The following is a 7,183-nucleotide window of genomic DNA, read 5'->3' as shown; positions in this document are numbered from 1 at the left end:
GTGGGTGAGAGGGGACAGCATCGCGTCAGTTCCTGGGGGAGATGCGGAGTTCGGCAGCCAGAACCTCGGAGGACTGGCGGGCGATCGCGGCGACGATACGGCCGGGCAGCCAGCCCGGGTTCAGCAAGGAGCCCGCCGAGGTCACGACTGTGGCGTGCGGGGCCACGGGGGCCAGTTCGGCGAGGAGCGTGCTGGCGGTGGGGCGGGCCGCCGGGTCCCTGGTCAGGCAGGCCGAGATCAGTCCCCTTAGCGAGTCGGGGAGTTCGGTGCGTTCGGGGACGGTGTGGCCGGTGGCTGCGTACGCCAGGACCGCGCCCAGGGCGTAGATGTCGCCGGGCGGGCGGGGGCGGCCGCCTGATGCCTGCTCCGGCGGCAGGCTGCCCTGCTCCAGGCCCGGGAGACCGGTGCGCTGTTCGCCGTCGGGGGCCGCCGCGCGTACCGCGCCGAAGCTTGTGAGGCGCGGGCCGTCACCGGCCAGGAGTACGGCGGCGGGGGACAGCCCCGCGTGCGTGATGCCCGTGGCGTGTGCGCCCGCAAGCGTCTCGGCCAGCGCTGCGCCGAGTGCGCGGACCGTGCGCTCGGGCAGCGGCCCGCCGTGGACAGCGAGCGCTACGGGGAATGGGAGCGCGGGCAGGTACGGGGAGGCGTACCAGGGGCTCGCAGACGGAGGCGAGACTTCGGCGACGGGAAGGACCCAGGGGCCCAGCAGCCGGCGGGCCGCGTCGGCCTCGACGAGGAAACGGCCGGGATCGACGCCTTCGAGAGGAGAGCTCACCAGCACCGTACGGTCGCCGTCCGCGCTGCGCGCGATGAAACGCCGCTCGGGGACGGGCGGGAAGCCGGGGCCGGTCGGATCGAGACGAGTTATGAGGTAGTACGGCCCCATCTGGCGGGATGTGTCCGCGCGTGGTCGTTCCGTGTGTGCTCGTTCCATCTGCGAAGCCCCCGTGCCGGTCTCGAATGACAGGGAGCCTACTCAAGTGCGGGTGCGAGCGCGGAGGGTGGCCCGCCGGTGCTCCTTGCACGTGCAATCCGGAGTTCGCTCCGGCATACGACAGCGGCCGCCCCCGCGCCATGGGGGCGGCCGCTGTCGCGTCCGTGGAGGCCGTGACCGGAATCGAACCGGCGTAACTCGCTTTGCAGGCGAGTCCCTCAACCACTCGGGCACACGGCCGTGTGTCTCCAGTGCGTCGACCGTAGGCCGGGCCGCGAGGGGCGATCAAGGGCGCGGGGCGGGCTGCAATGCGACTGCCATACGGCGTTCATGGTCGTACGACCAAGGGACCAGTCGGTTCCCGTCCACAGACAGGTGTCATCCCGGGCCATGCCTCTTACTCTGAGGGCCATGACCGCCCTCGAACCTCGTGACGCCGGTGTCATGCCGCCGACCGACGACGCAGACCCGGTGCCCGATGAGCAGGGCGTACTCGGCAGGACGCATCGTGCGCTGAGTGTCGGGATCGTCTCCGTCGTCGTGCTGATCGCCTTCGAGGCGACCGCCGTCGGCACCGCGATGCCCGTTGCCGCGCGGGAGTTGCACGGCATTTCGCTGTACGCCTTCGCCTTCTCCGGGTACTTCACCACCAGCCTGTTCGCGATGGTGCTCTCCGGGCAGTGGGCCGACCGGGACGGGCCCCTTCGGCCGCTCGCCTGCGGGATAGCGGCTTTCGGGGCGGGGCTGCTGCTGGCCGGGACCGCGAGTGCGATGTGGCTGTTCATCGTCGGGCGGGCCGTGCAGGGGCTCGGCGGGGGGCTGGTGATCGTGGCCTTGTACGTGGTCGTCAGCCGGGCGTACCCGGAGCGGCTGCGGCCCGCGATCATGGCCGCGTTCGCCGCGAGCTGGGTGGTCCCGTCGGTGGTGGGGCCGCTCGCCGCCGGGACCGTCACCGAACACCTCGGCTGGCGCTGGGTGTTCATCGGTATCCCGGTGCTTGTCGTCTTCCCGCTGGCGCTCGCGCTGCCCGCGATCCGGCGGATGGCGTCGGGGCCTGCGGATCCGTCCGCGCCGCGGCGGGCCTTCGACGGGCGGCGGATCCGGCTGGCGCTGGGGATCTCGCTGGGGGCCGGGCTGCTGCAGTACGCCGGTCAGGAGCTGAGGTGGCTGTCGGTGATCCCGGCCGTGGCGGGGGCGGCTCTGCTGGTGCCCTCCGTGCTCGGGCTGCTGCCCCGGGGGACCTACCGGGCGGCGCGCGGGCTGCCGTCTGTCGTTCTGCTGCGCGGGATCGCGGCCGGTTCATTCATCGCGGCGGAGGCCTTTGTACCGCTGATGCTGGTCACCCAGCGCGGGCTGTCGCCCACCATGGCCGGGCTCTCGCTGGCGGTCGGCGGGGCGACCTGGGCGCTGGGCTCGTACGTCCAGTCCCGGCCGTGGCTCGAGCCGCACCGGCAGCCGCTGATGGTGGCCGGGATGGTACTGGTCGCGGCGGCGATCGCGGCGGCGCCGAGCGTGCTGATCGCATCGGTCCCGGTGTGGATCGTGGGGGTTGCCTGGGGCGTGGGCTGCTTCGGGATGGGCCTGGTGATCGCCTCAACGAGCGTGCTCCTGCTGAAGCTCTCGGCACCGGAGGAGGCGGGCGCGAACTCGGCGGCACTCCAGATCTCGGACGGTCTTTCGAATGTTCTGCTGCTGGCGGCCGGCGGCGCGGCCTTCGCCGCGCTGGGCGGGGGAGCGGTGGGTGCTGCTCATGCCGTCTCGGGGACGGCGGGCTCGCACCCGGGGGCGTTCGCTGCGGTGTTCCTGCCGATGGCGGGGGTGGCGCTCATCGGGTCCTGGGTGGCGACCCGGCTGCGGGTGCCCGGCGCCCAGGGGGTGTCTGACACCCCCTAGGTCCTGTCCGACCGATCTTGCCGGGCTCGCGTGCCCTGGCACTGCACTCCCCCGTAGCCCTTCGGGCACGGGAGGTGCCCCCATCGCCAGACCCGCTCACTGATCCGGCCTGATCGACCGGACAGGACCTAACGCTGCCGAGGGATGTGAGGCATCTCGCAGTGGGGGGCGGGCCGGTGCGGTCCTGCCCGCCCCGCGTCAGGCACACCGGTAGGGTGGCCCGGTTGTCGTACCGACGTGCACCCGAGCCCCCGAGCCCGCGAACCGGAGACCGTGACTACTACCGCCTCCCACCACCTCTCGCCCGCGTTCCCCGGGCGTGCCCCCTGGGGTACCGCCAACAAGCTGCGTGCCTGGCAGCAGGGCGCCATGGAGCGGTATCTCCACGAGCAGCCACGGGACTTCCTCGCCGTCGCCACCCCCGGCGCAGGCAAGACCACCTTCGCGCTCACCCTCGCCTCCTGGTTGCTGCACCATCACGTCGTGCAGCAGATCACCGTCGTCGCACCCACCGAGCACCTCAAGAAGCAGTGGGCCGCCGCCGCGGCGAGGATAGGGATCAAGCTCGATCCTGAGTACAGCGCCGGTCCGCTGAGCAAGGAGTACCAGGGCGTCGCCGTGACGTATGCGGGTGTCGGCGTACGGCCCATGCTCCACCGCAACCGCTGCGAGCAGCGCAAGACCCTGGTGATCCTCGATGAGATTCACCACGCCGGTGACTCGAAGTCGTGGGGCGAGGCGTGCCTGGAGGCCTTCGACCCGGCGACCCGGCGGCTCGCGCTGACCGGTACGCCCTTCCGGTCCGACACCAACCCCATCCCCTTTGTGCAGTACGAGGAGGGGAACGACGGCATCCGTCGGTCCTCCGCGGACTACACGTACGGATACGGCAATGCTCTTGGGGACGGCGTCGTCCGGCCCGTCATCTTCCTCAGCTACAGCGGCAACATGCGCTGGCGCACCAAGGCCGGTGACGAGATCGCCGCCCGCCTCGGCGAGCCCATGACGAAGGACGCCATCTCGCAGGCCTGGCGCACCGCGCTCGACCCGCGCGGCGACTGGATGCCGAATGTGCTGCGCGCCGCCGACAAGCGGCTGACGGAGGTCAGGAAGGGCATCCCGGACGCCGGCGGTCTCGTCATCGCCTCCGACCAGGACTCGGCGCGTGCGTACGCCAAGCTGATCCGCGAGATCACCGGCACGAAGGCGACCGTCGTGCTCTCCGACGAAGCCGCCTCGTCCAAGCGCATCGAGGAGTTCAGCGAGAACGAGGACCGCTGGATGGTCGCGGTCCGCATGGTGTCCGAGGGCGTCGACGTGCCGCGCCTCGCGGTGGGTGTGTACGCCACCACCATTTCGACGCCGCTCTTCTTCGCGCAGGCGGTGGGACGTTTCGTACGGTCCCGCCGGCGCGGCGAGACCGCGTCCGTCTTCCTGCCGACCATCCCCAACCTCCTCGGCTTCGCCGGCGAGATGGAGGTCGAGCGCGACCACGTGCTCGACAAGCCGAAGAAGGACGGGGAAGAGGACCCGTACGCCGAGTCCGAGAAGGAAATGGCGGACGCGGAGAAGCAGCAGGACGAGGACACGGGCGAGCAGGACATGCTCCCCTTCGAAGCGCTCGAGTCCGACGCGGTCTTCGACCGGGTGCTCTACGACGGCGCCGAGTTCGGCATGCAGGCACACCCGGGGAGCGAGGAGGAGCAGGACTACCTCGGCATCCCTGGACTCCTGGAACCCGACCAGGTGCAGCTCCTGCTCCAGAAGCGGCAGGCGCGGCAGATCGCGCACAGCCGCAAGAAGCCCGATGACGAGGCCGATCTGCTGGAGCTGCCGGCCGAGCGGCGTCCCGTGGTCTCCCACAAGGAGCTGCTGGAGCTCAGGAAGCAGCTCAACACGATGGTCGGGGCGTACGTCCACCAGAGCGGCAAGCCGCACGGGGTCATCCACACCGAGCTGCGGCGGGTGTGCGGGGGGCCGCCGAGCGCGGAGGCGACGGCCGGGCAGATCCGGGAGCGGATCAAGAAGGTTCAGGAGTGGGCCACGCGGATGCGGTGACCCGGACATACCTCCTGAAAGCGCATCAATCGTCCGCCGCGCTCGCCCTCGCGCCCGGATTCTGGACGAGGTCTTCCGCTGAGCGGACCAGGTCGCTACTGTCCCCGCATTGCATACGCCCCGTGGCAGCGCCGCCGCGGAGCGCAGCCGGTGTGCCAGGGCCTGCCGGCGGCCTCTGGGTGCGTCGCCGATGGGACCGGTGTCGCTACTTCCGGTGGAGGACCGCCGTCACTCACTCCGAAGGAGGGGGCGTCGTGACCGCTGAGACCTCCCAGACGCTCGACCGGGGACTGCGTGTCCTCAAGCTGCTCGCAGACACCGACCACGGGCTGACCGTCACCGAGTTGTCCAACAAACTCGGCGTCAACCGAACCGTCGTCTACCGTCTGCTCGCCACCCTCGAGCAGCATGCTCTCGTCCGCCGTGACCTGGGCGGCCGCGCCCGGGTGGGCCTCGGCGTGCTGCGCCTGGGCCGCCAGGTGCACCCGCTGGTGCGGGAGGCCGCGATGCCTGCGCTGCGCTCGCTCGCGGAGGACATAGGGGCTACGGCCCATCTCACCCTCGTCGACGGCGCGGAGGCTCTTGCGGTCGCCGTCGTCGAGCCGACCTGGACGGACTACCACGTCGCGTACCGGGCGGGCTTCCGTCACCCGCTGGACCGGGGCGCGGCGGGCAGGGCGATACTCGCTGCGCGCCAGGGCAGGACGAACGAGCCGGGATACACCCTCACCCACGGCGAACTCGAGGCGGGCGCGAGCGGCGCGGCCGCTGCGCTGGTCGGTGTGACCGGGATAGAGGGCAGCGTGGGCGTGGTGATGCTCGCGGACTCGGTTCCGGAAAGGGTGGGGCCGAGGGTGATGGACGCGGCGCGCGAGGTCGCGGACGCGTTGCGCTGACACCGGGTGTGGTTCGGGCCCGGCGTGCGGGTCTGTCGCGGTGCGCGGGGTGTGAGGGGAGCAACAGGCCCCCGCACCCCGGATGCGGCCCCCGATAGATTGACACCGTGCTCTCCAGTCTCACGCGCACCCGCGCCCTCGCCCTTTGCGCCGTCCCCGTCGTCGCGCTCTTCGCCGTCGTTGGGCTCGCGCCGTTGCCGTATGCCGTGGCACAGCCCGGTTCGACCGCCGACGTGCTGGGCGCGGACAAGGGCAGGCCGGTCATCACCATCGCCGGTGCCCCCACCCGTACGCCTGAGGGGGAGCTGCGGATGACGACCATCGTCGCGACCGGGCCGTCCGCGGACGTGGATCTCGGGGATGTGGTCGACGCGTGGTTCAGGACCGACCGCGCCGTCCTGCCCCGCGACTCCGTCTATCCGCGCGGCAAGTCCGACGAGGAGGTCGCGGAGCACAACCTCCAGGACATGGAGAAGTCGCAGGACACCGCGACCAGCGCCGCGCTCTCGTATCTGGGCGAGGACCCGAAGAAGGTCAAGGTCACCCTCCACCTGGCCGATGTCGGCGGGCCCAGCGCCGGGCTGCTGTTCTCGCTCGGGATCGTCGACAAGCTGGACGGCGACGGCGCGGGCGGCGATCTCACCGGTGGACGGACCGTCGCCGGTACGGGGACGATCAGCCCGGACGGCAAGGTGGGCGCGGTCGGGGGCGTCTCGCTCAAGACTCGGGCCGCCAAGCGGGACGGCGCGAGCGTCTTTCTCGTGCCCGAGGGGGAGTGTTCCGACGCGCAGGCCGAACTCCCCAAGGGGCTGCAGCTGATCCCGGTCACGACCCTGAAGGGCGCCGTGGAGTCGCTGCGGGCGCTGGAGAAGGGCGGGAAGGTTCCGAGCTGCTGACCGCCGCTCCTGCGGCCTCGTCCACGCTGCCGGCCGCCGCACCCGCGGGCGCGTCCATCTCGCGCCAGGACGGGAACACCGCCGGCGCCAGCGTCGCCAGGAAGTACACCCCGCCGATCGTCAGCAGTGCGGCCGCCAATCCCGTCTGCTCGACGAGGTAGCCCGCCGCCAGACCGCCGAGCGGTGTGGTCAGCAGGACCCCCGCTGTCGTCACGCCCGTGACCCGGCTGCGCAGTTCGTCGGGGATCCGCTCGTAGATCACCGTGGTGAGGATCGGGTTGAGCATCCCGGCCGCGAGACCGCCGACCGCCATCGTCACGGCCAGCGGCGCCGTCCCGTCGACCAGCGCGGCCACCACGAACCGCGGCAGGCCGCACAGCAGGAACGCCCCCGTGAACAGCACCCGCCGCGGGAAGCGGTGGCCGATCGCGCCGTACAGGAGAGCGCCGAGCAGCGCGCACCCCGCGAAGACGGCGACCAGCAGGCCCCCTTGGCAACGGGTTCTT

Annotated in this window: 6 protein-coding genes and 1 tRNA gene; 4 read left to right on the top strand and 3 right to left on the bottom strand. The window is 71.6% G+C overall.

The annotated features are described in order from the left end of the window. Nucleotides 1-25: 25 nt before the first annotated feature. Nucleotides 26-934 (bottom strand): serine/threonine protein kinase, encoded by a 909-nt coding sequence (locus ABZS64_RS35435; protein WP_355838621.1) that lies wholly within the window; start codon nt 932-934, stop codon nt 26-28. Nucleotides 935-1,099: 165 nt separating this feature from the next. Then, a tRNA-Cys gene (locus tag ABZS64_RS35430) sits at nt 1,100-1,174 on the bottom strand. 171 nt (nt 1,175-1,345) lie between these two features. Here ABZS64_RS35430 and ABZS64_RS35425 point away from each other — a divergent pair. The 4 genes from ABZS64_RS35425 to ABZS64_RS35410 all read left to right on the top strand — a co-directional run bounded on the left by ABZS64_RS35425 (nt 1,346) and on the right by ABZS64_RS35410 (nt 6,677). Further along, on the top strand, nt 1,346-2,827 hold the full coding sequence (locus ABZS64_RS35425; protein WP_355838618.1) for an MFS transporter: 1,482 nt from the start codon (nt 1,346-1,348) through the stop codon (nt 2,825-2,827). Between the two features lie 273 nt (nt 2,828-3,100). Next, nucleotides 3,101-4,885: a DEAD/DEAH box helicase gene (locus tag ABZS64_RS35420; protein WP_355838614.1), complete on the top strand. Its 1,785-nt coding sequence runs from the start codon at nt 3,101-3,103 to the stop codon at nt 4,883-4,885. A 254-nt stretch (nt 4,886-5,139) separates the two neighbouring features. After that, a complete protein-coding gene (locus tag ABZS64_RS35415; protein WP_355838611.1) occupies nt 5,140-5,781 on the top strand; it encodes a helix-turn-helix domain-containing protein in 642 nt (213 codons plus the stop codon). 107 nt (nt 5,782-5,888) lie between these two features. Beyond that, a complete protein-coding gene (locus ABZS64_RS35410; RefSeq protein WP_355838608.1) occupies nt 5,889-6,677 on the top strand; it encodes a S16 family serine protease in 789 nt (262 codons plus the stop codon). On the opposite strand, the gene ABZS64_RS35405 is transcribed toward ABZS64_RS35410, so the two are convergent. Continuing rightward, complete coding sequence (locus ABZS64_RS35405) at nt 6,607-7,116, bottom strand: MFS transporter (protein WP_355838624.1); 510 nt, start codon at nt 7,114-7,116, stop codon at nt 6,607-6,609. The two genes, ABZS64_RS35410 and ABZS64_RS35405, sit on opposite strands and share 71 nt — an antisense overlap. Nucleotides 7,117-7,183 lie beyond the last annotated feature (67 nt).

This window comes from Streptomyces sp. NPDC005408 (assembly GCF_040606445.1).
Taxonomy (GTDB): Bacteria; Actinomycetota; Actinomycetes; order Streptomycetales; family Streptomycetaceae; genus Streptomyces.
The sequence above is the reverse complement of the archived record's forward strand: the minus strand, read 5'-3'. Positions and strand labels throughout refer to the sequence as shown.

What these genes read in the sequence shown, in the direction of transcription:
- ABZS64_RS35435 (WP_355838621.1), bottom strand. Translation starts at nt 934, where the DNA reads ATGGAACGAGCACACACGGAACGACCACGCGCGGACACATCCCGCCAG.
- ABZS64_RS35425 (WP_355838618.1), top strand. Translation starts at nt 1,346, where the DNA reads ATGACCGCCCTCGAACCTCGTGACGCCGGTGTCATGCCGCCGACCGAC.